Consider the following 23258-nt stretch of genomic DNA (forward strand, 5'->3'; position numbering starts at 1 on the left):
TGGTTAGACAGTCGCTTTGAAGGAAAAGGCTATATGACCGAAGCAGCAGAGCGTTTAACGGAGTTTGCATTCGAAGATCTTGGTGTAAGAAGAGTTGAGATTCGCTGCGATATTGATAATGTAAGAAGTCGAGCAGTCGCGGAAAGATTAAAATTCACGTTAGAAGGCATACTAAAACAAGATTCGCTTTCGGCTGATGGGCAATATGTTCGTGATACCTGTGTTTATGCAAAGATAAAATAAAAAAGGGATGTCCGTAATACACGGGCATCCCTTTTGTTACAGTTTTCGTTTTCCTGTAACTAATTGTACGACTAAAATAATACCTGCAATCAATAAAAGTAAGTGAATTAGACCGCCGCCAATTTTAAGTACGAGTCCTAGTAACCAAATAACTATTAATACGACGATAATCATCCATAACATTTTACCCATTCAAGCTCATCCTCTCTGCAATTAGGCTTTGATAGTAATAAGTTACCCTTGATATTTTAGTCATAAACCATCTGAACAAAAATTTGTGATAATAATTTAAAATTATTATGAAACAAGCTGTATAATTCTTCCTTTCAACGCTTGTGTCGAAGTAGTGGCGCTTTCAGCTTTTCGTTATGATTGAGAACGGATAGCGACTATAGTACACTTATATAAGCTATGGAAAGAGAGGAACAGAGTGATGCCGACACCTAGTATGGAAGATCATATCGAACAAATCTATATGCTGATTGAGCAAAAAGGATATGCGCGTGTATCGGATATCGCAGAATCTCTTTCAGTTCTTCCTTCTTCAGTTACAAAGATGGTTCAAAAACTCGACAAAGATGGATACTTGATATATGAACGTTACCGAGGTCTGATGTTAACACCGAAAGGTTTGAAATTGGGCAAACGATTGGTTCAGCGTCATGATTTGTTGGAACAATTTTTGCGTTTAATTGGCGTACAAGAAGACAAAATATATGAAGATGTAGAAGGAATCGAACATCACTTGAGCTGGAATTCAATTGACCGGATTGCTGACTTGAATCAAGCGTTGGAAGAGAATCCAGAGTTTCTTCGGAAATTAGAAGAACTTAAAGAACAGCAACAATCAGAGTAAAAAACGAAAGGAGTGTCCGTTATGAGCGAAATGGTATCTGGAGAAATTGTAGACTTGCAAGTAAAGTCACAAGAATCTTCTAAATGGATATTATCCAATGGTGAAATTGAAGTGCCAATCAACGAATCTGAAGCACCTGAAGGAGTACAAGAAGGCGATACAATTAAAGTGTTTTTATTTAAAGATCGTCGTGGCAATTTGAGCGCAACTTCTGCATTGCCACATGTCACTAAAGGAACTTACGGTTGGGCAAAAGTGATTAAAATGGACGAGCGAGAAGGTGCCGTTGTCGATATCGGCAGTGCACGTGAAGTAATTGTGAAACCATCTGACTTGCCATTATTAAAAGAGCTTTGGCCAAAAACTGGAGATCACTTATACATGACATTAAGAACTGATTTTCATGGAGACCTATTCGGTCGCCTCGCAACCGAAGACCGTGTAGCTGAAACATTCGTGGAAGCACCCACTTCTCTAATGAATGAAAACCTGAAGGCCCGTGCATACCGCCTATTGCCTATCGGATCATTCTTAATTAGTGTGCCTCAAGGATACCGTGTCTTTGTCCACCATACAGAACAAATGGCTGAACCCCGTTTGGGTGAAGAAGTGAATATTCGTGTGATTGGAGTCAAGGAAGACGGATCTTTGAATGGTTCTATGCTACCGCGTAAAGAAGAAAGATTAATGGATGATGCGGAAACTTTATATCGTTACTTACAAGATATGGGTGGAAAGATGCCATTTACTGATAAATCTTCTCCAGATGAAATTTATGACATGTTTAACTTGAGTAAAGCCTCATTCAAGCGGGCGTTAGGAAAGTTAATGAAAGAGAAAAAAATTGAGCAAAAAGATGGTTGGACATTAGTCAAATCCAACCTTTAAATTGTTTTTGAGGTACAAAGAGAAAGGCGAGATTAAAGCTCACCGAAACTTTTTGTACCTTTTCTTCGTATTAGTAAGAGTGAGTACATGCTAACCATAATTAGATTACCCACATTTCAAGAGAAAACGTAATTTTGAGAGGAGAACAGGTTATGAAAAAGAATAGTATACGTTTCGTTGCTTTCTTACTGGCAGCTTCATTACTGTTGCCGTCAGGTGCATTAGCTTCAGATGAAGGAATTAATGAGAAATTTGGTGTGCCGATTGTTGTCTACGGAGCTGATTTAACAGAATCTGAAAAAGAAAGTGTTAAAGATAGTCTGGAAGTAACAAACGAATCGGAAGTTGAAGAAATTTCTGTGACTGGTGAAGATTTAGTAAATTATATTAAGGATGGCGACGCCTCTGCCCGAATGTTTTCATCTGCGAAAATTACACGCCAAGATGCTGGAAAAGGCTTAGTAATCGATATCGTTACTGAAGATAATATTACTCAAGTAACTGCTGAAATGTACGAAAATGCAATGTTAACAGCCGGAATTGAAGACGCTACAGTAGAAGTAGCAGCTCCCAAAAAAGTAACAGGGCATTCTGCTTTGGTTGGAATTTACAAAGCGTATGAAGTGAGTGGAGAGACACTAGACAAAGAACGCACAGATGTGGCAAATGAAGAACTGTCAGTGGCAACTATACTTGCGAATGAATCAGGTATTGATGAAGCAAAAGTAAGTGAGCTCTTAACTGAGATTAAAAAAGATATTGCTGAGAAAAACCCAGCGACTAAAGAAGAAGTCGAAAAAATTGTACAAGAACAATTAACGAATTTAAAAATCGAGTTAAGCCCTGAAGATCGACAATTATTAATTGATTTAATGGACCGAATTCGTCAATTAGATATTGATTTTAGTAAATGGTCAGATCAATTAAATGATTTAAGCAAAACCATAGAAGATAAAATTGGTAATATCGTTGATAACGAAGGTTTTTGGCAAAGTGTAAAAAACTTTTTCAATAACTTAATTGATTCTATACGTTCATTGTTTAACTAAAACCTCCTCATATGGAGGTTTTTTTCATAAAATCACATAAATTGCGTAATGATAATACAGATGATAAACTAAAAGAAAAATATCTCGAATTCGAGATATTATATTGAAGGAGGCATTTTCATGGAATTAGCAGGCATTCATCACGTTTCCGCTATCACAGCGGATGCTGAGAAAAACTATGACTTCTTTACGCGCATATTAGGCTTGAGGCTAGTTAAAAAAAGTGTAAATCAAGATAATACTTCATCCTATCATTTGTTTTACGCGGATGCAGTAGGTACACCTGGGACGGATATGACGTATTTCGATATCCCGCGTGCTGCCAAAACTGTCCCGGGAGCTTCAAGTATTAGTAATACAGCTTTTCGTGTGAAAAGTGAAGCTGCTTTGACTTATTGGAAAGAGCGCTTTACACAACATCAAGTTCATTTTGAAGATGTGGTTGAACGCTTTGGTAGAAAAACGATGTATTTTGAAGACTTTGAAGGTTCAAGACTCATGTTAGTAGTAGATGATGGAAAAGGAGTTCCCTATGGTATTCCTTGGACAAAATCGGGTGTTCCAGAAGAATTTACAATAGTTGGTTTAGGAAATGTCACGTTAACAGTTAGGAAGGCACAACAAACTCGACAAGTTCTAACTGAAGTATTGGGATTTGAAAAAGTAGGATCGTATCCTTCAAATGTTACAGCAATGCCTGATATTACTGTGTATTCTACAGGTGAGGGTGGTCCAGCTTCTGAAGTGCATATTGAAGAAAGACCTGATTTACCACTTGAACGACCAGGTCGTGGTAGTGTTCATCACGTTGCGTTTAGGGTGAAAACGTTTGAGGACTATGACAAATGGGAAGAATTATTACGTGCAAGAGGATACATGACGTCGGGTAAAATCGACCGTTATTACTTTAAATCAATTTATTTCCGAGAACCGAATGGGATATTGTACGAATTAGCGACGGATGAACCTGGATTTGCAACAGATGAGTCGATGGATACGTTAGGTGAAACTCTCGCATTACCACCGTTTTTAGAACCTCGTCGTGAACAAATTGAGGCATCACTTCGTCCATTAACATTCAAAGAGTGAGATATGCTAAACTGTCAAAAAGGAGTGGTGAGAAATGGAATTTCAGTATAAAGAATTGGGTCATGATGCGTATGCATTTGTACATGAAAAGGATGGTCAAACTTTAGGGGAAATTACATGGACAATGCTTGGGGATGTAATGGTAATGGATCATACATTTGTTTCTCCAGAACTTCGAGGTAAAGGAGTAGCCAAACAGTTACTCGATCGCTCAGCACAATTTGCTCGTGAAAAAAGTTATAAAATGGAAGCAGTTTGTTCTTATGTCGTCTCTGCATTTAATCAATCTGAAGAATATGAAGATCTTAAAGCATAATTAAAAGGCAATCCGCTAATTGATTTTAGTGGATTGCCTTTTATGTATAATTCCTCATATTTGTCTTCATCCTCACATTTGTGTAAATACGAATAAAAATCCTGTAAGCACTGAAGCCCCTACCATTGTGTACATAAAATCTGATTGACTAAATACTATTTTCTTTTCCATCTCGTCATCTACTCCTCTCAAATTGTTGTTACTAAATATGTACCCCCACTTAAAAAGTTTAAACAGGTTTATTCATATTTTTTGAAGGGAATATTGATATTATGAAACCAACTTTAGTTTTGTTTCGTATATATTATAGAAGATAAATAGAAGAGGTGATTGTTTTGAGTAGGGCAGGAGAAGTTGCTTTAGGAGTTATTGGAACTATTTTAAATGTGATTTTGTTAGTAATCGTTACTTTTTCAGTTGTAGCTGTAGGTAATGCCGATCCAGTAGAGTTAAAACAAGTTTTTGAAGAACAAATGGCAGCAGATGCTACAATGACTCCCGAGGATATCGCGATGGTTAATGACGCTTTTGATGTAATATTAGATGTCTTTGGAATCGTTGGTTGGGTTCTAGTAGTTACTTTACTAATCAGTGTGATTTTAAGTATTATTGCAGTAGTGAAAGTGTCAAAAAACAAAAGTCCAAAAGCAGCAGGAATATTGTTCATCTTTGCAGGCTTTTTATCAGGTATTTTATTACTAGCTCCGATATTATTCTATATTGCAGCAATTATGTGTTTCGTTCGCAAAGCACCAGTGCAATATGAACAAGACCCATATTATAACAATGAAGTAGAACACACGAATCCACCTCATCAACCATTATAAAAAAACGCCTGTTAACAAGTTAATTGTTAACAGGCGTTTTTAGATAGTAAACATATTTTGCTGTAGATAGAGGATGTCCTTCAAAAAATTCATCGAATTCCTCAATACAAGTGAAATTATTTCGTTCATAAAATGCTCTACCTTTTTTATTTTCACTTTCGACGTAAACAAATAATTGATTTGCATTGGAAATGTTCTTTAATCCTTCACTTAACAACTGTTTGCCATATCCCAAATGTTGATGGGAAGGTAACATATAGATAGCTGTAAGTTCAGCATCTCCATCTTCATCGACACGAGTGAAATTTGCAAAGCCAACAATGTTATCTTCATGAAGGGCGACATAAACGGCCGTTTTTTCTAAACGTTTCATCATCATTGCACTGGAATAAGACCGTTCAATAAATAATTTTTGAATTGTTGTTGGAATAATACCTTCGTATGTATCACTCCAAGTTGTTTTGGCGATTTGCTGTACCGCAGCAATATCGTCTTGTTTCATCGCTCGTATCAAATCATCTCACCTCAAAATTCTTTCCGTCATCATACCAAATATTTCGCTAGTTTGCTATACATGTGAAATAATATCCATAAAAAGGAGTGAAAAAAATGTGGATGATCAAATCTTTTAATGAATTAACAACCATTGAACTTTATAAATACTTACAACTAAGAGTAAATGTTTTTATCGTCGAACAATCTTGTCCATATCCTGAGATAGATGGGTATGACATAGATTCCTACCATTTATCTTATGTAGAAAATGATAAACTCCTTGCATACGCTCGAATTCTTCCTGCTGGAATTAAATATCAACGAATATCAATTGGTCGAGTAATTGTTGATCAAAAATCAAGAGGGCAGGGTTTAGCTAAACAATTGATGGAAAAAGCAATTGAATTTAGCCATGAAAAATGGCCGAATACTGATATTCAACTTCAAGCTCAAACACATCTCAAGCATTTTTATGGTTCTTTTGGCTTTATAGAGATTTCTGAAGAATATGATGAAGACGGGATTCCACATGTGGACATGCTTAAGAGAAGTCATTAATTTGTAATCATTTTGTCACAATAATTATGTGTTGAAAAATGACATATAGGGTAACCATACTATAACAAGAGAAATAAGAAGTACTGGAGGAATGATGAAAATGGCAAAAGGAAATAGTCGTTCATTATTATTAGCAGGATTGGCAGCAGGTGCTTATGCATATTTTAGTAAGCAAGAAAATCGCGATAAAGCTATGGTAGCTTTCAATAACACGAAAACTAAAGTTAACTCATACCTTGAATCACAAAAAAACAATAAAGCGGGGATGACGAAAGCTGGTCATTCAGATCCACATGATATTGATGACAATACGATGGTAGATGAAGGCGCCATGACTAGTGTCCAATACTATAATGAAGAAGTGCAGAATAAATCGAAAAAAGCTGTTAAAAACGAGGTTGATGAAACATCAGTAATAGAGAATTAGAGGTAAGTAGTTTACTTTAAAAGAAGCCTACGCTCAACGCGAGCGTAGGCTTCTTTTAAATGAAATATTAAAGACGAAAGTAACAAATCAATGATTTGAAAGACCTAAATTAGGGCAATGAAGTAATGAAGTGAACATATTTTAAATGTCGTGCTTAGAATTAAAAACCTAAAGAACGTCTGAAGTAACTAGCATAACGTTGACTGACTGGAATTCTTGTTCCATCATTCATCTCAAGTAAGAAGGTTGAATGAGAGTCAGGTTGTATCTCTTTGATAAAAGCAATATTTACTATGTACGATCGATGACATCGAATAAAGGATTCAGATGAAAGAAATAATTCTAATTCACTTAAATTTAATCGATGATATCCTTCTCTTGTCAAAGTTTTTACAAATGTTTTACGAAGCTGAGTTTCTAAAAATAAAACTTCACTATGTTTTACTGGATACCAGTTTTCATCCGTTTTTATGGTCATATATTGACTTAAAAATGGCGAGGGTTGTTGAGGGAGAATGGCAGTAACTGCACCTTTTGTTTCACCTTCTTCAATAATGGGGATACTCATTCCATAATATGAAACACCGTAAATGTCAGGGTCTATAAATTCGTTCACTTTTTGACCATAAAGAAGCGCTTTATAAGTCGCGGTGCCTTCTTTTATTGGGTCACCTGGTTGTATTTTTAAATCTAGTTTCTTACTAGGTTGATAATATACATATTCATTGGTGTTCGAAATAGCAATAGAAGTATGTTCAGGGAAAAATTCATGAATGACTTTCATGATTTCTTGTATTGAATTTGTATCCAATTTATTCCTCCTCACTTTAAACAATTATCTCTTTTTTCTAATGTTACCATATTTATCACTCATTCAGAGGAGGCATTTTAATTGAAAAAAGCCATGTTTATATTAAATCCATCATCTGGTAAAGAATTAGCAGGCGATTTTAAAGATCAGACAATCGAAACTTTAACTAGTATGGGTTATGAAGTAGAAGTGAAAGAGACTCAAGGTGAAGGAGATGCGACAGACTTTGCTCGCCAAGCATGTGCAGAACATTACGATCTTGTCACTGCCATGGGTGGAGATGGGACGATAAACGAAGCAGTGAATGGTTTAGCAGAACAAGAACACAGACCTCTTTTCTCTTTTATTCCATTAGGTACTGTAAATGATTTTGCAAGAGCACTAGGCATTCCTTTAGATCCTGCAATGGCAATTGAAGGACTAAAAACAGCACAACCGAAGTTTACCGATATTGCCAAAGCGCAAGATCAATACTTTATGAACATTTTAGCCGTTGGTCAAGTAGCAGAAAATGTTTCAAATGTCTCTGTAGAACAAAAAACTAAACTTGGCACATTAGCCTATTTAATCGAAGGTGTTAAAGCATTAACTTCTGAAGATGAAACAGAAGTTACTGTTGAGCATGACCATGGCACTTGGAGTGGAAATGCTGTAATCGTATTAGTGGCATTAACGAACTCAGTAGGTGGATTCGAAAAACTGGCTCCGGATGCACAAACAGATGACGGATTCCTCCATGTCTTTATTGTGAAAAGTAAAGGTCTACCAGCCTTTGTTCGGATGGCATCAGCTATTCTACGTGGCAAGCTTGAAGAGGATCCAGATGTAGTTGTGATTAAAACAGAAAAAGTACGGATTGAAACATCGAAAGAAATGACCTGTAATTTAGATGGAGATGAAGGGTGTTCTACTCCTATAGCAATTCAAATACTGAAAAAGCACATTGAGGTATTAGTCCCAATTGGTGAAATGCAGTAATTATTGTATTCTTTATAAGAAACTTGTAGTATTTTGTCGGTTATTTATGAACAAATACCTGTAAAAAGTAAATAGTGTCATTAATTTGAAGGAGTAATGTATCTATTTTCATAGAAAAAGATTTATTTTCATTTAGAAAATGGTAAAATACGCATATGCGTATTGAATAGAAGGATGGTGAGTTTTATGCAGGTAAATCAACTAACCGGAAGTGAATCTATATCAAAAAAATATTTGAAAGAAATTGAGATAGCTTCCCAGTTGAATGGTGTTGAAGATTTCTTTGATTTGGAAACAAAACTGTTGTATGAAATTCACCATTTAGAGATAGAAGAAGCTAAAAAGACGTTGCATCTTTTAATCGATCGAATTTCTTTACGAGCAGGAAAACACACGATTCGCGGAGTAAAACATTACTTTAATGTTTTGTCTTCAATTATGGCGAGAAAGTTATATGAAAATCAAGTGCCCGCTAAAAAAGCATTTGCTTTCAATGCTGCTTGTGTTGATATGGTTGATTCTCATATGAATGATGCTGAATTCTTGCAATTTGCGGATGATTTAATTGATTTTTTTGTATCAGTAATTTCAGAAAGAAAACAACCGACATTTAGTCATCAAACAGTTAACAAGGTCATTTTATTTATAAATGATGAAGTTGAATCTGAACTATCTGTTGAAGATATCGCGAAACAGTTTAATGTTAGCACAAGCCATTTATCACGCATTTTCCGTGAAAATGTAGGTATTACTCTAGTTGAGTATTTAAATGTTCGACGTGTAGAAGAGTCACAATACTATTTACGTCATACTAACAAAACGATTTCGGACATTTCTCAACAGTATCATTTCTGTAATCAGAGTTATTTTACTCGCATCTTTAAAAAGTACACAGAAGTGACACCAAAACAATTCCGTGATCAGAAAGACCATGACTACTATAGATTTGCGTTACCAACATCGATTTAGAAGAGTCGTAATTTAACGACTCTTTTTTCTATGGTTTGAAATGTGATAGGTAAATAAGGTATACTTTTCTATAGCTTAAAAGATGAAGGTGAAACTAGTGAAGAAGAAAATTGGATTACTGTCAATGCTTGTTATGGCCACTGTAGTTTTAAGTGGATGTTCTGGTGTTGAAAATAAAGAAGGATACTTTTACAGTATTTTTGTAAAACCGTTCGACTTTTTACTTAACTTTTTTGGAGATTTTTTCAACGGGAGTTTCGGTTTAGCTATAATTGCAATTACAATTTTAATTCGACTTGTTTTAATGCCATTAATGCTTCGTAACTATAAGAATCAGCAAGGCATGAAAATAAAGATGGATGCAATGAAGCCGGAAATGGATGAAATCCAAAAGAAAATTAAAGCAACTAAAGATAAAGCAGAACAAACTCAGTTGCAGCAAGAAATGATGGGACTGTATCGTAAACATAATGTTAATCCATTAAACATGGGATGTTTACCAATGATTGTTCAAATGCCAATCATTATGGGTCTTTACTTTGCCATTCTGTACTCACCAGATGTGAAGAGCCACCAGTTTTTATGGTATAGTCTTGGATCACCAGATGTAATCATGACGTTGATTGCTGGTGCTGTCTATTTCTTACAAGCCAAAGTATCATTATGGACCGTACCCGAGCAACAAAAGCAACAAATGAAGATGTTTGTGTATATTTCGCCAATAATGATTATGTTCGTTTCCTTTACATCAATGTCTGCACTACCACTTTATTGGACAGTTGGTGGATTACTATTAATCTTCCAAACGTATCTAGGACGTAAGTTTTATTCAAACCATCCAGAAAAAGCACTAGAAGGAACAGACGTAGTAGTAGAAGGAAAAGAAAAAGATAAAGAATAATATGTTAAAGTCGGTGCATGTAAGCATCGACTTTTTTTTAGGAGTGAGTGACTGCTATGAAACGAAATTGGGTTGCTGGACTATTAATCTCAGCAGTAAGTATCGCAGCGTTAATTTTTATTATCAAAGGAAATTTATATGTAGCTGTATTGTTTATGACGGCATTATTTGCATTAACTAATGGTTTTCGAGCTGTCAGCTTTAAAGAAAAAGGCTTTGAGCGCGAAGCAAAATGGATGAAAGGTATGTCCATTTTCTTTTCAGTTGCGTTCATCGTTATATTAGGAATAATTGTGTTTTAAATGTATAAAAGACCAATTTTAAGCCATCATGCTAATGAGAGATCATTTGTATGGAGGTTTTTTTTATGAAAAAATGGATGTTTGTTTTAGTATTAGTTCTACTAGTATCAGGCTGCAACCAACAAAAAGAATTGATGCCTGTTAGTGGGGCGATTGAGCATACGCTTGTAACTACTATTGTGGATTCAACAGGGAATGGTATTGGGGCAGCGGAATTAACAGAAACAGATACCGGAGTAAGAATTAGGTTACAACTAAAAGGGTTAGAGCCTGGAGAAAAAGCCATTCATTTTCATGAAGTAGGAAAGTGCGATCCACCTCAGTTTACAACAGCAGGTGGTCATGTGAACCCTGCAAAAAAACAACACGGCTTTGATAACCCTAAAGGCTATCATGCAGGGGATCTGCCAAACTTGAAAGTAAATAAAAAAGGCGAAGTGGATTTAGAAATCACTACTCCGAATGTGACGCTAGAAAAAGGATCGGCGAAATCCCTTCTTGATGAAGATGGCAGTGCATTAATTATCCATGAGAAAGCAGATGATTATGTTACAGACCCATCAGGGAATTCGGGAGATCGTATAGCTTGTGGAATCATAATGAAATAAAACGCACGTAACCATTATCGGTTACGTGCGTTTTTCTGTTTATTTTCTTTGTTATTATCGTCTTTATGATTGTCTAATAGCTCATCTAATTGTTGCATTAATAGGAGCACGTCAAATTTTGAGATTCTACGCATTGTCTTAACACTCCTGTCTCGATTTTCTTACTATACTATTCGAGTTAAATTCGTATTTTCTGACCGTATCTATAAAAATAGGTCCTTAGTATGAGAATTTTTTTCGTGTAAATAGTACAATGAAAATTGATGGAATCGTACATACGGTCATACCTAAGAATGCAATCCCTGGACTGATTTCATATAAATAACCACCAATGAAAGTTAAAATGGCTGTACTTAAACCCATCGCTAAGGAAGCGTACATTCCTTGTGCTGTAGGAATTTCATTTTGTGATAGTCGCTTAGATATGAATTGAATAAAAGCATAGTGGGCTACACCAAATGAAACAGCATGAAGTAGCTGTGAAATAACAAATACCCAAACAGTTGGGAAAAGGAAAATTAATAACCAACGCAAGGTTGAACCACTAGCCGCTATTAAGTACATGGTTGATACTTTGGTTTTACTAAAGTAAAGATCAGCACGAGCAAAAAATAAAATCTCTAGAAGAACAGCAACAATTAATACCAAGCCGATATAGAGGCTATTGACGCCAAGATCCTGTAAATAAATGAATCCATAATTATAATAAGAAGCGTGGGCACCTTGTAACAATATGGATAGCGTTAATACAGTAACGAAAGGTTTTGAAGTGATTAATCGCTTAACTTCTGATTTTTTATTCTTGCTTTCCCGTATCTCCGGTTGGATTGTTAGCGAAGGTGGAGCAGGGCGGGTATGGAAATACCACACTAAGGCAAGGCCGATCAACATAACCCACAAAATCGCTTGTTCATTCCATATAGCTGTGACGGCGCCTATTAACAAAAGTCCTACCGTATAACCAATCGATCCAAACGAACGACTTTTTCCGTAATGAATTCGTTCGGTTTGAATTAAAACAGACGCACTACTCTCCATAGCAGGAAGTAAATTCGGATAAACTAAACTAAATACGATTGTGATAATGAGCAACGGAATAAATGTGTCTACAAAAATATATAACGTCATGATAAGTAACGACGCAAAGGCTGTCCAAGTCATCACTCTACGAATCGAGAGTAATTTAGTAGCAACTGGGAAAAAACAAAAGTAGAAATGGCACGTGCTACCATTCCAGCACCCATTATAATACTCGCATGGAGTACGGATAAGCCCTTTTCATTGGTTAGCCAGCCGGTCCAGTAAGGGAGGAAAACACCCCAAGTAAAAAAGAAAGCTGCAAAGTTAATAGATAACCATTTTTGAGAATTTATCATAAGTGAAACCTCAGATCCATTTTAAAAGTCTAATATATTATAGCGGAAAAATAATAATGCATGCCATTTTCAAAGATTTTAATGGTAAACTTAATCTACGAAATATGAAAGAAGGCTTCTCATGCAATCTAGTAAATTACGTTTTAATTCTAATAAAAAAAAGAAGTGGCCAATTGTGGTTACAGTAATTATAGGAAGTATTCTCATCATTGTACCAGTGATTTGGATAGGGATTCACAATTGGAATCTCGATAAGAGTTTAGCTGCACTTAATTTAGAGCAAAAAACAGCTGAACCAAGGCAAATCGCTGATTCTCAAGAAGAACTGCAAGATGTTGGTGGTGATCCTTCTGAAGAGCCCGAAAAAAATCAAACACCTGATGAGCCAAAAGAAAGTCCAAAGCCACCAGTAGAAAAACCAGCAAATAATATGTATGAGCCTAACCAAAAATATCCTAAAGTCCCAACTACAAAAAATGGACTTATTATTGCCAATAAACAACATCCACTGCCTGTTGATTATAATAAAGGCGAAGATATAATCGCACGGTCAGCGTTTAATGAAATGGCTGCAGCAGCAAAATTGGATGGGTTTGAGCTCGTTGCATTTAGTACATTTCGCTCATTTGAAAGACAAGAGGTCTTATATAATCAATATGTTGAAAAAGATGGAGAGCAAGCTGCAGATCAATATAGTGCACGTCCGGGCTACTCTGAGCATCAAACGGGTTTAGCCTTCGATATCGGAGAGAAAAACTTTGAACAGCACTGGGCCGCTGCAACATTTGGCGAAACACCTGCTGGTGAGTGGGTTGCACAAAATGCTCATTTATATGGTTTTATCCTGCGCTATCCATTAGGAAAAGAAGAAGTTACTGGCTACATGCATGAATCATGGCATTTCCGTTATGTCGGAGTTGAACCGGCAACGGATATGTTTACGCATAAACAAACTTTGGAAGAATATTTGGATTTATAAAAAAGAAGAGGCTCCGTGCCTCTTCTTTTTCTATGCACTAGAACATTTTCAATAACTAAACTCTGTCAGCTCAATTGCGAGGAACCCCTTTGCACTATGTTGTATATGATGGGAAAAAAGGAGCCCTTACATGGCTGTTATTGAAAGCACTAATTATGTTTATACAGTTCAACCAGGAGATACCTTATACAGCATATCTAGTCGTTTTGACAGCTCAGTATCTGCTATTGAGAGAGCCAATTCATTATATCCACCTTTTACAGATCCTGGATTAATTTTTCCTGGTCAGCTACTTGTTATACCTGGAGAAAGATTCGGTTTTGAATACGAAGTGTATTATACAGTTGCTTCTATGGACACTTTATTCTCCATAGCTCAACGTTTTTCTGTTTCTACAGACCTGTTATTTGGAATTAACTCACAGATAGCAAATCCCGATTTTATTTCTACAAACCAAGTGATTTGTGTACCGGCATTTGTATACGAAGTGACAGCTGGAGACTCATTATCACGTATTTCATCTCAAACCGGATTGTCTATGGATAAGATAGTTAAAGCAAATGAGCGAAGAGCCGGCTTTTCACCTGATGTCTTATATATAGGGTATCTTTTGCTTTTACCTCTACCGGCTTCTCAAAACATTTTAGTATTACGTCCTTTGCCTGGTGAAGCGATTCAAGAGGGAAGCTTCATGCAAGGAATGGCAAGGGCTTTTGAAGCGAATGTACTTTATAGCATTGTTGATGCACAAGGAAATCTAGTTTCCAATGAAAAAAGCATCACGGCACGAGCAGGTGGACCAGAATACGCTGAATTCTCTACTAATCTTCAATTTGACGTTGAGTCATCTACTCCTACCGGTGAATTAAGAGTTTATACACGGAGTGCGAATGATGGTAGCATTCAAGATTTGGTGAGAGTAAAGGTAAGGTTTGAATAGATAGGTCCCGAAAAAAGTATAAGTTTATTAGAGTGACAACTTCGAAGTTTTTGACAAGTCCTGTGGTTTATGACCAACTAAGTAACTTTTTCGACTAATCCAAGTGGTTTTCCGCCCAACTTTATAACATTTCCGCCCAGTTAAATTAGTTTTGCGACCAGTTATATAACGTTTCTGCCCATTCTCTTTAAGAAGGACATCATTCCTCCCAAGAAAGACAGCAGTTCCGAGGTTTTGAATTAAGAACGAGTTCGCTTTGTCTAATCAATTTTCATACAAAAAAAGACACTCGCAATGAGTGTCTTTTTTATGGAGAAGCTCCAGATTTATCGATTATCAATCGTTTCCGGATACATATCATGATTCATCAGACGATGTGCAGCCATCTCTTCATATTTCGTACCTGGTTTTCCGTAGTTTGTATAAGGATCTATACTAATCCCACCACGTGGTGTAAATTTGCCCCACACCTCAATGTAGCGAGGATCCATTAATTTAACTAAATCATTTAGAATGATATTCATACAATCTTCATGGAAATCTCCATGGTTTCTAAAGCTAAATAAATATAACTTAAGCGATTTACTTTCGACCATTTGAATATCAGGAATATAGCTAATATAAATCGTAGCGAAATCAGGCTGACTCGTAATCGGACATAGTGAAGTAAATTCAGGGCAATTGAATTTCACAAAGTAGTCGCGATAAGGATGTTTGTTTTCGAAAGACTCCAAAACACCTGGATTATATGAGAAATCATATTGAAAGTTTTGATTGCCTAGTAAATTGATTCCTTGTTCTTGTAACTCTTCTTTTTGACGTCCACTCATCGTTAGTTCCTCCTTGTTAAACACCGCGTTTATTTCCCCAAATCAAAGCATGTAATTGAGGGAGTACTTTCGCATCGTTCATTATTGTCGACTTCATTGAACAATCAATTAACCATTCAAAGCGTTTCAATAGTGTCGAAACCAATGCTTGGTCATCGATTGTTAACACGTCATCGTTTCCAACCTGCAAGAAGAATGGAACTTTAGGATAACGTGTATGAATCATCTCGGCATAGCCAAAATCTTCTTCATCGAATATTACGACCTTTAAACTGACATTGGAATTTTCAAGATTTTGCATAAATAAATCCAGTTTATTGAAATCTGTTTTCATTAATGAACTCGGTGGTTTTGGAGAAATCGTGACATCGTCAATATCAAGGAGCCAATCTTGCCAAAAAGACCCTTGAGTCTCTATCGCTACTTTCCATCCTTGCTCATGACATTGATTGATTAATTCTCCTAACCCTTTATGAAGAGCAGGGTTACCGCCTGAAATCGTGATATGAGAAAAAGCCTCGCCACCAATTTCTTTTAATGAGCTTATGATTTCATCAGCTTTCATGGCTGTACTTTTCCCTGTACCATCCCAAGTGAACTTAGAGTCGCACCATGAACATGAATAGTCACAGCCTCCAGTACGAACAAACATCGTCTTTTGTCCGATGACCATTCCTTCACCTTGTATGGTGGGTCCGAATATTTCCATCACAGGTATCTTCATAGGAGTTCCTCAGCTTCAGGACGATATACAACATAACTCGTTGGAGTTTCACGAACGACTACTTGTAAACATCTTGGTTGATGTGTAAGTGTCTTCAATTTATTGTGTATGGTCATCCAAATTTCCTGTGCTACTTGTTCAGTGGTAGGAAATTTTTGTTTAAATTCTGGATGGTCGTTAAGAACCGTATGGTCATATCTTTTGTGAACGAGACTTTTAATTACCTTAAAATCAATAAGAAAACCCATTTCATCTAACTGATTACCAGCAATAGTTATGTTTATGAAATACGTATGGCCGTGCATATTTTGGCAATTGCCAGCATCGTCATGTGGAATGAAATGTGCTGCAGACAAATGCATATCTTTATTTAATTCGAATCGATAAGAGTGGGGTGTTTGTGGATAAAATTGTTGGATCATTTCTCTACACTTCCTTGTTTTTGCTCAAGGTAAGTGGTTAATCCATTTTGACGTAATACACATGATGGACATGTGCCACAGCCGTCTCCACGAATCCCTTCATAACAAGTTAATGTGCGCGTACGAACAAATTCCAATGCCCCTAAATCATCGGCAAGTTTCCATGTCTCTGCTTTGTCCAACCACATTAATGGTGTCTGGAATTGAAGGGACGTATCCATAGCTAAATTAATAGAAACATTAAGAGCTTTGACAAATACATCGCGGCAATCTGGGTATCCACTAAAATCAGTTTCACAAACGCCTGTGATAATATCTCGTGCACCAATGGACTGTGCATAAACAGCAGCAAACGATAGGAATAAATGATTCCGTCCTGGCACAAACGTTGACGGCAAATTACCATCTGTTGCGTCCGTTACAGCGATATCACTTCTTGTTAAGGCATTTGCTGATAGCTGATTGATTAACGTCATATCTAACACTTTAAATGGAACGTTTAACTCTTGCGCGATTTCTTTTGCACAAGTAATTTCTTCAATATGTCGTTGTCCATAATCAAAAGTGACGGTAAATATTTCTTCGTATTTTGTTAAAGCCCATAACAGACAAGTCGTACTGTCCTGGCCGCCACTAAATACGACAACTGCTTTTCCTTTTTTCATTGCTCATTTCTCCTTTTGAAGAATGAATATTCGACATCTCTATTTAGGTGATTCAGTAACTTTTAACATAGTATGCATGGTGTACTTGTATACCTAACTGAATTGAGGCTTCAAAAAGCACAAAAAAACTGTATAAACATGACAGTTTTCACCTTAGTTTTTTATAGAGGGAGTTTGCGAACCTCTTCTTATTTTGGTACATCGTAAATAATAGCATATTTCACTTCGACTTCATATAAGATGCTGCTCACAGTTGCCGAAACCAAGCGATTCCACATACAAAAAAGCATGAAGAGGAAAATCTCTTCATGCTTAGTAAGTGACTATTAGAGAATTGGAGATAAAAGTCTCGAAAAAGACTCTTTCATCTTAATTATGCGTGTTCGTTGTTCGTATAATTCCCATGTGAGCTCTGTCGATAGCAACATATCTTGCTCAAACAACTCAGCTAATTGATGAGAAGTTTCTCGATCGTAGATAAAAGCATTTACTTCGAAATTCAATTTAAAACTACGTACGTCAATATTGGCTGTACCAACAGTTGAAGCTTCATCGTCAACTACAATCATCTTAGTATGCAAGAAGCCATTATCATAGATGTACACTCTTGCACCTGCTTTAATCAAGTTACCAACATATGAATAAGTAGCCCAATAAACAAACATGTGATCAGGTTTATTTGGAATCATGATACGTACGTCAATTCCCGATAAGCACGCGATGCGCAGAGAGTCCATAAAGCTCGCATCTGGAATGAAGTAGGGAGTTTGAATGTAAATATATTTTTTGGCCATGGTTATTAACTTTAAGTAACCATTTTTAATCTGTTCCCACTCTGAGTCAGGTCCACTTGAAACAATTTGTAAGCCAACAGATCCTTTTAACGGGATTGCAGGGAAATAACGATCTGAGTATTCAATATCTTGATTCGATGCTTGGTTCCAGTCTAAAATAAATCGTGTTTGAAGAGGATGAAGAGCACTACCCTCTATTCTTAAATGTGTATCACGCCAGTAACCGAATTTGCGATCTAACCCTAAGTATTCATCTCCCACATTAAATCCACCGATATAACCAACACGCCCATCAATTACCACGATTTTACGGTGATTCCTATAATTTAATCTGGGATTCACAAGAGGCATAATCGAAGGAAAGAATGCTTCCACTTCTCCACCTAAATCCATCAGTTTCTTGAAATGTCTTTTTCGAAGACTGCGCGAACCCATATCGTCAAATAGTAGTCGAACTTTAACACCTTGTTTTGCTTTTCGAATAAGCATGTCATAAATACGAGAACCAAGTCCATCTAAACGGAAAATATAATACTGGATATGGATATGATCTTTTGCCAGTTCCAAATCATCCAATAAAGCTGCGAATTTTTTTTCTCCGTCATTATAAATGGTCAGCGCATTGTCTTGAGTCAACACAGCATGATTGTTACGTAACTGCATATAAATCATATCTTTAAATGCATGGGTGTCTTCCAATCGGAATTCAAATGTTCCGTCTTCTATAGCATCTATTTGATAATCAATTAAGTTATCAATACCAATTCTGCTTCGACCTTCCCAACGAAACAAATGTTTCTTGCGTAATTGTCTTCCTAACATTAAATAAAGTAGGAATCCCATAACCGGAATAAAAAATAATACCATTAACCATGCCCACGTAGAAGAGGCATCTCTTCGTTCAAGGAAAATTAACACAATGGCTAGAAATATATTAAGTGTGATAATGGCGGTAATCCCGATGCTAATTAAATTGGAAGCCATATAGTCCCCCCTTATAAACGAATTTGAATTAAATTTAGTATAACTTAAAGATAGCAGTATGAGAAAGACTGTTGAAAAATAAGTGATTTGTGAGAAGTTCAAGAAATTATTCGCTTTGACGAGGCGTAACAAATTTTACTCGACAAGGTGTGGGCATAAAAGTAAACCGTAAATGTTGAAAAGTATAATGAATGGTTAAATATGACTAAGTACTATTTATCCAATGAAGGTTGAATTTAAACAAGTCTAGGATTTGCCTTCGTTTGTGACCAGACGGGGGAAGAGATAGAGGCTGAAATTCTAATTGTCGACCAGAAAAAGCGAATAAAAATTTGAATCCGCTTATAGCCGACACGTATTCGCCCATAGTCGACACGGACCCGCTCATAGATGGCACATATCCGCCGATAGCCGACACGAATCCGCCGATAGACGACACAAAACCGCTCATAGAAACTACCTAGCTCTAAAAATCTCCCGCTCCATCCGAGTGCAACGTAATTTTTATAGGGGTTTAATCTAATATGTGAGAAAATAGAACTTAGGATTAATTTATACGTTCTATATTATAAAACTAGAAGGTGCTTGGTATGTATTGGTGTAAAATCGCTCGTGCTGAAAAAGAATTTGAGGCCATTGCCAAACTAAATTATGATACGTTCGTAGAAGAAATACCACAACATGAACAGCATCCTAGCGGAAAACGAGTGGATGCATTTCATCATGAAAATACATATATTATTGTCTTGAAAAACCAAGAACTCGTTGGGATGATTGCGCTTCGTGATCAACGGCCGTTTTCGCTCGACCACAAGATTGGTTTAGTAGAAGAGTCTTTACCTGAGGAAGCGTTAAATGGAGAGTTATGTGAAATACGGTTGCTGTCTGTTCGCAAAGAACATCGCAATGGACGTGTGTTTTTCATGTTGGCTCGTGCTTTCGCAGACTATGCTTACGAGAAAGGGTATGGGGCTGCTGTCATATCAGGAACTGTTCGTGAATTGAAATTGTATGGGCAACTTGGATTTAAAGCTTTTGCAGAACCTGTTGGAACCAAAGAAGCAGCTTTTGTACCGATGTATTTGACGAAGCAGGATTATGAACAGTCGGTAGCAGCTCGTTTCCAACATAAACGACATACCTTTTACCCAGGTCCGAATGAATTAACGGCAGACCTGAAAAAATCATTTCAACGGTCTCCTATTTCACATCGTTCATATGAATTCACCGAACGTTTCAAACGAGTCCAAAGTCAGTTGATCAATATGACAGAAGCGTCTCATGTACATTTGCTTTCTGGAAGCGGGACGCTTGCTAACGAGGCGATGATTGCTCAAATTAGTCGGCTCGACTCCAAAGGCTTGGTTTTAATTAATGGTGCGTTTGGCGAACGTCTGAAAAACCAATCCTTAAAATGGGGCTTGGCTTTTGAAACAATAGAAGTAGAGTGGGGCAAACCCTTTATAATTTCTGATGTGGAGCGCCAAATGAGATCAGGCAAGTATGGCTGGGTTTTACTAGCGCACGGGGAAACGTCAACGGGTATGCTGAATGATGCGGACCCCATAATACGACTTGGTAATGAATTAAATATTCATGTGTGCATGGATTGTGTGAGCTCTATTGGTTCAGTTCCACTTAAGTTAAAAAGCGTGTACTTAGCAAGTGGTGTCAGTGGAAAAGCAATCGGCACGATGACGGGTATCGCTATGGTTTTTTCAAATCATTACATCGACGTATCTCCTTCGATTCCGATGTATCTGGATTTAGGTTGCTATGCCAATGGGGCACTACCCTATACGTATTCCTCTCAGTTGCTGGAAAGTCTAGAAATCGCATTAAAAGCATATGATAACAATGCCAGATATAACGTATTAAATGACCGGTATGACAAGCTTTTACTTGCCGAACAAAATGGAGAGTTTGAATTTTTAACCAAGCAAAGTTACCCTATGATTGTCACGTTAAAAGTACCTGAAATAAATAAACATATGGCGAAAGATGCTAGACTTTCTGGATTTGATTTACATGATCAAAGTGCTTATTTGAAAGAAAGACATTGGGTTCAACTGTCACTTATACAGCCTGAGTTTGAAGAGTCATTTGAAAAATTTCGCTTATGGTTAAGTAATTATGTCACATACGAAAAAGCAGTGAACTCAAAGTGAGTCACTGCTTTTTTTCAAATCTATATAGGTTTGAACTATAAACTTCTTATAAGGGATGTCTGGCAATTTGATAATTAGGTCATATCCAATTTTAGCTTCATTCAGCGCTTTCTCCTGATCTCCGAGTTGAGCAAAGCAGAGAGCACGGTAGGAATAAATTTCATAAGCTGTTGATAAATCGTAAGGATGATGCAAATAGGTCGGTATTTGGTATCTTATAAGAAGTGGTAAAGCTTCTTTGACTTGACCTAGCCCATATAAAGCCTTTCCTTTTTCGAGAAGATAGTGATTATTGTCCTTCATAAGCGTTTTACCAGAAAATTCATTTCCCAGTTCCAGAAACCGCTCGATATGATCATTGGCTTTGAGATAGTCGTGCGTATATGAGTTGTGAAAATGTGCTTCTAAATATTCAGCAACCGCTATAGAAAACTTATTTTCCGCAAACTCTCCGTATTGCTTAACCTTCATTAAATAATAAGATCGATCTTCCTCATTTCCATTAATCATTGCCTGGAAACAAGCCAATCGATACAAATCATCAATTCGGTAAAAGATGCGTTCTTCTTTCGAAAACTTTAAAGCTTCCTCCATTTTAATTTGTGCCTGTTCGTAATTTCCTACAGCAGAAAATAATAATGATTCACAATATAGATATTCAATCGTTGTCATGGCATCAAATGGAGAATCAAAACGAGCATGTTCTTGCATAATAATGGCCAGTGCTTCCTCGTAGTTATGAGTATTGAACTGGATCATGCCTTTAAAGAGTACAAGAGACGCACTTTGATTATATAAATGTAATTGCTCATACATTTTCATCGCACGATTATAGTGAATTTCCCAGTCCTCATGTTTTAAATGATGTGCAGATCGACTAAATATGTCGAGCAATCTCGCTGACTCATAACTAAGAGTCAATTTATCTGCAATTGGTTTGATTAATTCTACGATTTGTTCATGTTCATCCGTTAAATCAGAGAACCCCACTTTAAAAAGTTTCTCCGCTTTTTCTAACACAGTTCTTTTCTCTGTTGGACTGACATCTTCCATTAATTCCGATGATTCCACTCCTAATTGCTGAGCTATATAAGTTAAGCTTTCCATGGAAGGTTGTGCTTTGCCATTTTCGATTAAACTGAGCATGCCCTTTGTCAGCTTATTACCGGCTAAAGCCTCCAACGTTAGCTTTTGTTCTTTTCGTAGTTGTCTAATTCGTAATCCGATTGTATCCATATATAACGCTCCATTTCTAATTAGTTTAATTATATTAAACTTTCCCTTGCAAGGGAAGTGTCAGCATGTTATTATTTGTTTAATTAAATTAAACTTTTCAAAACAAAAGGGGTTTTTGTATGGAAGAGGCTATGAAGTTAAGGAAAGCCACCTATCATTTGTGGACGTTCACTATTAGTAAATTGATTTCAACATTTGGGGTAAGTGTTTTTACGTTCGGGATTAGTTTTTACATTTTATCAGTAACAGGTTCTGCAACCAGTTTCGCGATCGTTCTAATTTGTAGTATTTTACCTAGAGTAATTTTAGCACCGTTTGCGGGCTACGCTGCAGATAAGTATTCAAAAAAGACCATTATTATCGTTGCTCAAATATGCAGCGTGTTGGCAGTTGCAGGCTTGCTAGCGGTAAGTTTAACTATCGGTCTTTCTCTTATTGCGATTTATCTAACAGAAATTGTCCTGTCGATTACATCACTATTTTCAGGAGTGACGTTTAGTTCTTCTATAGCAAACTTAGTGGATTCTGAACGAATTCAAAAAGCGATGTCGTTTAATCAAATGTCCATGTCACTTGCTGCAATTGGAGGACCTGCAGTAGGTGGACTATTGTTCGGTCTTGTTTCCATTGACATGTTTCTAATCATTAATATGGCAAGTTATATCATTGCTGTTATTCTTGAAGCTACAATGGATTTTAAATTATTTTCGACAAGAATAACCGAAGAAGTAACAGAAAAGAAAGAAACAATGCTTCAAAATATGAAAGCGGGCATTACCTATGTAAAACAACATCGCATTTTGATCGTTATCGTATGGGTAGC

At 36.6% G+C, this 23258-nt stretch carries 28 protein-coding genes and 1 riboswitch; of the genes, 18 read left to right on the forward strand and 10 right to left on the reverse strand.

Going from position 1 to position 23258, the window contains the following annotated elements; all coding sequences use genetic code 11:
- The coding region (locus tag WBG45_RS01445; protein ID WP_424412017.1) for a GNAT family N-acetyltransferase at positions 1-243 on the forward strand (243 nt) is incomplete at its 5' end.
- Positions 244-279: 36 nt separating this feature from the next.
- Here the strand turns inward: WBG45_RS01445 and WBG45_RS01450 are convergent.
- Positions 280-435: a lmo0937 family membrane protein gene (locus WBG45_RS01450; protein ID WP_155979689.1), complete on the reverse strand. Its 156-nt coding sequence runs from the start codon at positions 433-435 to the stop codon at positions 280-282.
- A gap of 241 nt (positions 436-676) precedes the next feature.
- Between WBG45_RS01450 and mntR the strand changes: the two genes are divergently transcribed.
- The 6 genes from mntR (at position 677) to WBG45_RS01480 (ending at position 5268) form a co-directional block, all read left to right on the forward strand.
- Positions 677-1099, forward strand: coding sequence for a transcriptional regulator MntR (gene mntR / locus WBG45_RS01455; protein ID WP_024536757.1), 423 nt, complete (start codon positions 677-679; stop codon positions 1097-1099).
- Between the two features lie 21 nt (positions 1100-1120).
- Positions 1121-1987: a CvfB family protein gene (locus tag WBG45_RS01460; protein WP_424412018.1), complete on the forward strand. Its 867-nt coding sequence runs from the start codon at positions 1121-1123 to the stop codon at positions 1985-1987.
- Between the two features lie 152 nt (positions 1988-2139).
- Positions 2140-3036, forward strand: coding sequence for a DUF1002 domain-containing protein (locus WBG45_RS01465; protein WP_424412019.1), 897 nt, complete (start codon positions 2140-2142; stop codon positions 3034-3036).
- Positions 3037-3156: 120 nt separating this feature from the next.
- On the forward strand, positions 3157-4125 hold the full coding sequence (locus WBG45_RS01470) for a ring-cleaving dioxygenase (RefSeq protein WP_424412020.1): 969 nt from the start codon (positions 3157-3159) through the stop codon (positions 4123-4125).
- Positions 4126-4159: 34 nt separating this feature from the next.
- Positions 4160-4441: a GNAT family N-acetyltransferase gene (locus WBG45_RS01475; RefSeq protein ID WP_424412021.1), complete on the forward strand. Its 282-nt coding sequence runs from the start codon at positions 4160-4162 to the stop codon at positions 4439-4441.
- 326 nt (positions 4442-4767) lie between these two features.
- Positions 4768-5268, forward strand: a complete 501-nt coding sequence (locus tag WBG45_RS01480; protein WP_424412022.1) for a DUF4064 domain-containing protein — start codon at positions 4768-4770, stop codon at positions 5266-5268.
- A 19-nt stretch (positions 5269-5287) separates the two neighbouring features.
- On the opposite strand, the gene WBG45_RS01485 is transcribed toward WBG45_RS01480, so the two are convergent.
- Positions 5288-5782, reverse strand: a complete 495-nt coding sequence (locus WBG45_RS01485; RefSeq protein ID WP_424412023.1) for a GNAT family N-acetyltransferase — start codon at positions 5780-5782, stop codon at positions 5288-5290.
- A 95-nt stretch (positions 5783-5877) separates the two neighbouring features.
- Here WBG45_RS01485 and WBG45_RS01490 point away from each other — a divergent pair, with 95 nt between their 5' ends.
- Both WBG45_RS01490 and WBG45_RS01495 read left to right on the forward strand, forming a co-directional pair.
- Positions 5878-6321 carry a GNAT family N-acetyltransferase gene (locus WBG45_RS01490; protein WP_424412024.1) on the forward strand — a complete coding sequence of 148 codons (444 nt, stop codon included), beginning with the start codon at positions 5878-5880 and terminating at the stop codon, positions 6319-6321.
- A gap of 100 nt (positions 6322-6421) precedes the next feature.
- Positions 6422-6748, forward strand: a complete 327-nt coding sequence (locus WBG45_RS01495; RefSeq protein WP_424412025.1) for a hypothetical protein — start codon at positions 6422-6424, stop codon at positions 6746-6748.
- Between the two features lie 160 nt (positions 6749-6908).
- On the opposite strand, the gene WBG45_RS01500 is transcribed toward WBG45_RS01495, so the two are convergent.
- Positions 6909-7559, reverse strand: a complete 651-nt coding sequence (locus WBG45_RS01500; RefSeq protein WP_424412026.1) for a LytTR family DNA-binding domain-containing protein — start codon at positions 7557-7559, stop codon at positions 6909-6911.
- Positions 7560-7640: 81 nt separating this feature from the next.
- On the opposite strand from WBG45_RS01500, the gene WBG45_RS01505 reads away from it, so the two are divergent.
- The 5 genes from WBG45_RS01505 (at position 7641) to WBG45_RS01525 (ending at position 11317) form a co-directional block, all read left to right on the forward strand.
- Positions 7641-8537: a diacylglycerol/lipid kinase family protein gene (locus WBG45_RS01505; protein ID WP_424412027.1), complete on the forward strand. Its 897-nt coding sequence runs from the start codon at positions 7641-7643 to the stop codon at positions 8535-8537.
- A 186-nt stretch (positions 8538-8723) separates the two neighbouring features.
- Positions 8724-9506 carry a helix-turn-helix transcriptional regulator gene (locus WBG45_RS01510; protein WP_424412028.1) on the forward strand — a complete coding sequence of 261 codons (783 nt, stop codon included), beginning with the start codon at positions 8724-8726 and terminating at the stop codon, positions 9504-9506.
- Between the two features lie 97 nt (positions 9507-9603).
- Positions 9604-10407: a membrane protein insertase YidC gene (gene yidC, locus WBG45_RS01515; RefSeq protein WP_424412029.1), complete on the forward strand. Its 804-nt coding sequence runs from the start codon at positions 9604-9606 to the stop codon at positions 10405-10407.
- A gap of 56 nt (positions 10408-10463) precedes the next feature.
- Entirely contained in the window at positions 10464-10709 is a 246-nt protein-coding gene (locus WBG45_RS01520; protein ID WP_424412030.1) for a hypothetical protein, read from the forward strand.
- A 65-nt stretch (positions 10710-10774) separates the two neighbouring features.
- On the forward strand, positions 10775-11317 hold the full coding sequence (locus WBG45_RS01525) for a superoxide dismutase family protein (protein ID WP_424412031.1): 543 nt from the start codon (positions 10775-10777) through the stop codon (positions 11315-11317).
- Between the two features lie 219 nt (positions 11318-11536).
- Here WBG45_RS01525 and WBG45_RS01530 read toward each other — a convergent pair whose 3' ends face one another.
- Complete coding sequence (locus WBG45_RS01530) at positions 11537-12478, reverse strand: MFS transporter (protein ID WP_424412032.1); 942 nt, start codon at positions 12476-12478, stop codon at positions 11537-11539.
- Between the two features lie 336 nt (positions 12479-12814).
- Between WBG45_RS01530 and WBG45_RS01535 the strand changes: the two genes are divergently transcribed.
- The gene (locus WBG45_RS01535; RefSeq protein WP_424412033.1) at positions 12815-13672 is read left to right on the forward strand and encodes a M15 family metallopeptidase; all 858 of its coding nucleotides are present in this window, start codon (positions 12815-12817) and stop codon (positions 13670-13672) included.
- A 130-nt stretch (positions 13673-13802) separates the two neighbouring features.
- Positions 13803-14612 carry a LysM peptidoglycan-binding domain-containing protein gene (locus tag WBG45_RS01540; RefSeq protein WP_424412034.1) on the forward strand — a complete coding sequence of 270 codons (810 nt, stop codon included), beginning with the start codon at positions 13803-13805 and terminating at the stop codon, positions 14610-14612.
- A gap of 326 nt (positions 14613-14938) precedes the next feature.
- On the opposite strand, the gene queF is transcribed toward WBG45_RS01540, so the two are convergent.
- From queF to cls, 5 genes are all read right to left on the reverse strand, one after another.
- Entirely contained in the window at positions 14939-15442 is a 504-nt protein-coding gene (gene queF / locus WBG45_RS01545) for a preQ(1) synthase (protein WP_424412035.1), read from the reverse strand.
- A gap of 16 nt (positions 15443-15458) precedes the next feature.
- The gene (gene queE / locus WBG45_RS01550; protein ID WP_424412036.1) at positions 15459-16166 is read right to left on the reverse strand and encodes a 7-carboxy-7-deazaguanine synthase QueE; all 708 of its coding nucleotides are present in this window, start codon (positions 16164-16166) and stop codon (positions 15459-15461) included.
- Positions 16163-16588 (reverse strand): 6-carboxytetrahydropterin synthase QueD, encoded by a 426-nt coding sequence (gene queD, locus WBG45_RS01555; RefSeq protein ID WP_424412037.1) that lies wholly within the window; start codon positions 16586-16588, stop codon positions 16163-16165. The genes queE and queD overlap by 4 nt, the downstream gene beginning before the upstream one ends.
- Positions 16585-17253 carry a 7-cyano-7-deazaguanine synthase QueC gene (gene queC, locus WBG45_RS01560; protein WP_424412038.1) on the reverse strand — a complete coding sequence of 223 codons (669 nt, stop codon included), beginning with the start codon at positions 17251-17253 and terminating at the stop codon, positions 16585-16587. Before queC ends, queD begins: the two co-directional genes overlap by 4 nt.
- A gap of 147 nt (positions 17254-17400) precedes the next feature.
- A riboswitch (PreQ1 riboswitch) is annotated at positions 17401-17444 on the reverse strand.
- Positions 17445-17579: 135 nt separating this feature from the next.
- Complete coding sequence (gene cls, locus WBG45_RS01565) at positions 17580-19031, reverse strand: cardiolipin synthase (RefSeq protein ID WP_424412039.1); 1452 nt, start codon at positions 19029-19031, stop codon at positions 17580-17582.
- Positions 19032-19621: 590 nt separating this feature from the next.
- Between cls and WBG45_RS01570 the strand changes: the two genes are divergently transcribed.
- Complete coding sequence (locus WBG45_RS01570) at positions 19622-21199, forward strand: GNAT family N-acetyltransferase (RefSeq protein WP_424412040.1); 1578 nt, start codon at positions 19622-19624, stop codon at positions 21197-21199.
- Here WBG45_RS01570 and WBG45_RS01575 read toward each other — a convergent pair.
- Complete coding sequence (locus WBG45_RS01575; RefSeq protein WP_424412041.1) at positions 21191-22435, reverse strand: helix-turn-helix domain-containing protein; 1245 nt, start codon at positions 22433-22435, stop codon at positions 21191-21193. The two genes, WBG45_RS01570 and WBG45_RS01575, sit on opposite strands and share 9 nt — an antisense overlap.
- A 119-nt stretch (positions 22436-22554) precedes the next feature.
- Between WBG45_RS01575 and WBG45_RS01580 the strand changes: the two genes are divergently transcribed.
- Positions 22555-23258 (forward strand): MFS transporter (locus tag WBG45_RS01580; protein ID WP_424412042.1); only part of this gene is annotated, 704 nt, incomplete at its 3' end.

Source organism: Paenisporosarcina sp. (genome assembly GCF_049671445.1).
GTDB lineage: Bacteria > Bacillota > Bacilli > Bacillales_A > Planococcaceae > Paenisporosarcina.

What these genes read in the sequence shown, in the direction of transcription:
- WBG45_RS01530 (WP_424412032.1), bottom strand. Translation starts at nt 12,478, where the DNA reads ATGACTTGGACAGCCTTTGCGTCGTTACTTATCATGACGTTATATATT.
- WBG45_RS01570 (WP_424412040.1), top strand. Translation starts at nt 19,622, where the DNA reads ATGTATTGGTGTAAAATCGCTCGTGCTGAAAAAGAATTTGAGGCCATT.
- queC (WP_424412038.1), bottom strand. Translation starts at nt 17,253, where the DNA reads ATGAAAAAAGGAAAAGCAGTTGTCGTATTTAGTGGCGGCCAGGACAGT.
- WBG45_RS01470 (WP_424412020.1), top strand. Translation starts at nt 3,157, where the DNA reads ATGGAATTAGCAGGCATTCATCACGTTTCCGCTATCACAGCGGATGCT.
- WBG45_RS01490 (WP_424412024.1), top strand. Translation starts at nt 5,878, where the DNA reads ATGTGGATGATCAAATCTTTTAATGAATTAACAACCATTGAACTTTAT.
- WBG45_RS01510 (WP_424412028.1), top strand. Translation starts at nt 8,724, where the DNA reads ATGCAGGTAAATCAACTAACCGGAAGTGAATCTATATCAAAAAAATAT.
- WBG45_RS01535 (WP_424412033.1), top strand. Translation starts at nt 12,815, where the DNA reads ATGCAATCTAGTAAATTACGTTTTAATTCTAATAAAAAAAAGAAGTGG.
- WBG45_RS01575 (WP_424412041.1), bottom strand. Translation starts at nt 22,435, where the DNA reads ATGGATACAATCGGATTACGAATTAGACAACTACGAAAAGAACAAAAG.
- cls (WP_424412039.1), bottom strand. Translation starts at nt 19,031, where the DNA reads ATGGCTTCCAATTTAATTAGCATCGGGATTACCGCCATTATCACACTT.
- WBG45_RS01540 (WP_424412034.1), top strand. Translation starts at nt 13,803, where the DNA reads ATGGCTGTTATTGAAAGCACTAATTATGTTTATACAGTTCAACCAGGA.
- queF (WP_424412035.1), bottom strand. Translation starts at nt 15,442, where the DNA reads ATGAGTGGACGTCAAAAAGAAGAGTTACAAGAACAAGGAATCAATTTA.
- WBG45_RS01465 (WP_424412019.1), top strand. Translation starts at nt 2,140, where the DNA reads ATGAAAAAGAATAGTATACGTTTCGTTGCTTTCTTACTGGCAGCTTCA.
- WBG45_RS01460 (WP_424412018.1), top strand. Translation starts at nt 1,121, where the DNA reads ATGAGCGAAATGGTATCTGGAGAAATTGTAGACTTGCAAGTAAAGTCA.
- queD (WP_424412037.1), bottom strand. Translation starts at nt 16,588, where the DNA reads ATGATCCAACAATTTTATCCACAAACACCCCACTCTTATCGATTCGAA.
- mntR (WP_024536757.1), top strand. Translation starts at nt 677, where the DNA reads ATGCCGACACCTAGTATGGAAGATCATATCGAACAAATCTATATGCTG.
- WBG45_RS01450 (WP_155979689.1), bottom strand. Translation starts at nt 435, where the DNA reads ATGGGTAAAATGTTATGGATGATTATCGTCGTATTAATAGTTATTTGG.
- WBG45_RS01525 (WP_424412031.1), top strand. Translation starts at nt 10,775, where the DNA reads ATGAAAAAATGGATGTTTGTTTTAGTATTAGTTCTACTAGTATCAGGC.
- queE (WP_424412036.1), bottom strand. Translation starts at nt 16,166, where the DNA reads ATGAAGATACCTGTGATGGAAATATTCGGACCCACCATACAAGGTGAA.
- WBG45_RS01520 (WP_424412030.1), top strand. Translation starts at nt 10,464, where the DNA reads ATGAAACGAAATTGGGTTGCTGGACTATTAATCTCAGCAGTAAGTATC.
- WBG45_RS01495 (WP_424412025.1), top strand. Translation starts at nt 6,422, where the DNA reads ATGGCAAAAGGAAATAGTCGTTCATTATTATTAGCAGGATTGGCAGCA.
- WBG45_RS01475 (WP_424412021.1), top strand. Translation starts at nt 4,160, where the DNA reads ATGGAATTTCAGTATAAAGAATTGGGTCATGATGCGTATGCATTTGTA.